This is a genomic window from Stenotrophomonas sp. 3diitr2024 (genome assembly GCF_042136455.1).
Lineage (GTDB): Bacteria > Pseudomonadota > Gammaproteobacteria > Xanthomonadales > Xanthomonadaceae > Stenotrophomonas > Stenotrophomonas sepilia.
Window position 1 is genome coordinate 1 of record NZ_JBHHMJ010000747.1, and the last position, 3,024, is coordinate 3,024.

Below are 3,024 nucleotides of genomic sequence, written 5' to 3' on the forward strand. Positions count from 1 at the left end.
CGACAAGTTCCAGAAGCGCTACGCGCGCTGAGCTGTCGATCCAGCTTCGAACCGACGGCCGCGCTCTGCGCGGCCGTTTGTTTTTCCCCAAGGCCAACCCAACGGGCGTTTGGATGGACGGAACACTGCGTTCGTGTGACAACGCTTTTGCCGATCCGGGCCGCTCAACGGCCGGTGTCCGGCCGCCTGTCGTATACGACTTCCGTCTAGCACCCGACAAATGCTGCTGTGCGATAATGACGTGATCCCCGGCACAGGCCGAGGACGTCATTCACGTGCCTGACCAATGCGCTTGGGCAGGCGCCTTCCCATGAAGGAGCGCACACAGTGTCCGATCTTGATCAGGTCACGCTCAACGCCGGCGATAAGTCCGTCGTTCTGCCCGTCATCAAACCCACCCTTGGCAACGACTGCGTCGACATCGCGAAGCTGACCAAGGAAACGGGGTTCTTCACCTACGATTCCGGCTTCACCGCGACGGCCAGCTGCAAGTCCGCCATCACCTACATCGACGGCGACAAGGGTGTGCTGCTGTACCGCGGCTACCCGATCGAACAGCTGTCGGAAAAGTCGAGCTACGTCGAAGTGGCCTACCTGCTGATCAACGGCGAGCGCCCGAGCGCCGAGCAGCTGAAGGCCTTCACCGATGAGCTGACCGCCGAAGCCAACGTCGACGATTCGATCAATACCCTGATCGGCAGCTTCGCCAAGGATGCCCACCCGATGGCGATCCTGGCGGCCGCGATCGCGCAGCTGTCGGCCATCTACCACGACTCGCTGGACCTGTCCGACGCCGAGCAGCGCCGCAAGGCCGCCGTGCGCCTGATCGCCAAGGTGCCGACCCTGTCGGCGCTGATCTACCGCCACGGCAAGGGCCTGCCGGCCAACAAGCCGGACACCTCGCTGGACTACGTCAGCCGCTTCCTGAAGCAGACCTTCGAGTCCGCTGACGGCCAGTACGACCTGAATCCGGACGTGGTGAAGGCACTGGACCTGCTGTTCATCCTGCATGCCGACCACGAGCAGAACGCCTCGACCTCGACCGTGCGCCTGGTCGGCTCGACCGGTGCCAACCCGTACGCGTCGGTCGCTGCGGGCGTCACCGCGCTGTGGGGTCCAGCCCACGGCGGTGCCAACGAAGCCGTGCTGAAGATGCTCGAAGAGATCGGCAGCGCCGACAACGTCGAGTCCGCCGTGGTCAAGGCCAAGGACAAGACCTCCGGCTTCCGCCTGATGGGCTTCGGCCACCGCGTCTACAAGAACTTCGACCCGCGCGCCAAGGTCATCGGCGAGATGACCAGCAAGGTGCTCAAGCAGCTGGGCGTGCAGGATCCGCTGCTGGACGTGGCCGTGAAGCTGGAACAGGCTGCGCTGCAGGACGAGTACTTCGTCGCCCGCAAGCTGTACCCGAACGTCGATTTCTACAGCGGCATCATCTACAAGGCGCTGCAGATCCCGACCGAAATGTTCACCGTCATGTTCGCCCTGGGCCGTACTTCCGGCTGGGTGTCGCATTGGCTGGAACAGCAGGTCGACCCGGAAATGAAGATCGGCCGTCCGCGCCAGGTCTACACCGGCAGCGACGTGCGCGACTACCAGGGCTGATCGCCCGCGTAGGTTGTGCTGGAAGCGCCCCGCATCTGCGGGGCGTTTTTTTTTGTCTTGATCGTCTTCGGCGGATGGCGACCGCGGAACGTTGGTCCGCACGACAAGAGCCCGCTTCCGGATCTGAACGCGTTCTGACAATGAATGTCGCATTCACATCTTTTCGGATCTATTGCATGGGTATCACGTCGAAGGCGATAGAACCTGTGCGTACTGATCCCTGTATGGAGAACGCCATGAACCGACTGATCGCCATCGCTTTCATCGCCACGCCGCTGGCCCTGCTGAGCCCGCAGGCCTTCGCGCAGTACACCGGGCCGGGGGCAGGGGCCGCTGCCAGCACCGTCGCTGACGCACGTGCGCAGCGCGATGATCATCCGGTGGTGCTGCGTGGCACCCTCACCGCCAAGATCGGTGACGAGCGCTACCAGTTCCGTGATGCCAGCGGCCAGATCGAGGTCGAGATCGATGACGAAGACCTGCCGCCGCAGGCCATCGGTGCCGACACCGTGGTCGAGCTGCGTGGCAAGGTCGACACGCATCGCTTCAAGCCCACCGACATCGATGTCGATCACGTCACCGTCGTGCCTGCAGGTTGAAGCCAACGGTAGCCGAGCGTGGGCTCGGCTCTACAAATTCAATGCAATGAGGTTTGTTGCATTGAACCGATGAGGGAAATTGCATAACCCTCGAACATTGAGCGAATTCAAGAATTCTCCTTAACACTCAGTGTTTTAGGAATGCTTGAATGGCCTGCATGGCAATGGATTTCTAACATTCTCTCCGTCGCCCGCATCCATCCCCGCGGGCGATGCTTCCCTCCCTTTTCTCCTTGGGGAGGGGAGCTTTCATATTCCCCCTGTCCGAGAGAGACACCCATGCACGCCATCATCAAGAAGGCCGCGCTTGCTGCAGCGCTGGCCACCGCTTCGCTGTCCGCGCACGCGCTGGAAACCAAGATCTCCGTCTATGCCGACGTCGACCCGACCCTGGCGCTGATGCGCGATGACGGCACCCCGTTGCCAGACCTGGTCACGCTGACCCACGATCCGCTGCGCGGCCTGATTCCGAACACCCAGCGCGTGCGTATCCACTCCAATGATGACACCGCCGATATCGAGGCACGTATCGACGGTGCGTTTGCCCTCGCAAATGAAACCGGCAGCGTCACCGTGCCGATGAGCATCAGCCTCAACAATCGCACGCTGGGTGCCGCCGCCATCGAGTACAAGGCGGTCGACCTGTTCACCGGTGCCGGTTCGACCCCGGGCGCCTCGATCTCGATGCCGTTGACCATTGCCCAGGCCACCCCGGCCCCGATCACCACCAAGGGTCGCTACAGCGGCATCGTCAACGTCGTGCTGAACCAGAAGGCGACCTCGCCGTAATCCCCGCGCCGGCCCGGTTCCCGGGCCGGCC

General features: G+C 62.7%; 3 protein-coding genes. All 3 read left to right on the top strand.

The features are described 5' to 3' along the window. Nucleotides 1-327: 327 nt before the first annotated feature. Nucleotides 328-1,605: a citrate synthase gene (locus ABGA94_RS19695; protein ID WP_005418950.1), complete on the top strand. Its 1,278-nt coding sequence runs from the start codon at nucleotides 328-330 to the stop codon at nucleotides 1,603-1,605. A gap of 236 nt (nucleotides 1,606-1,841) precedes the next feature. After that, nucleotides 1,842-2,204, top strand: coding sequence for a NirD/YgiW/YdeI family stress tolerance protein (locus tag ABGA94_RS19700; protein WP_005418949.1), 363 nt, complete (start codon nucleotides 1,842-1,844; stop codon nucleotides 2,202-2,204). A 279-nt stretch (nucleotides 2,205-2,483) separates the two neighbouring features. Continuing rightward, the gene (locus ABGA94_RS19705; RefSeq protein ID WP_005418942.1) at nucleotides 2,484-2,993 is read left to right on the top strand and encodes a CS1 type fimbrial major subunit; all 510 of its coding nucleotides are present in this window, start codon (nucleotides 2,484-2,486) and stop codon (nucleotides 2,991-2,993) included. The last annotated feature ends 31 nt before the right edge of the window (nucleotides 2,994-3,024 follow it).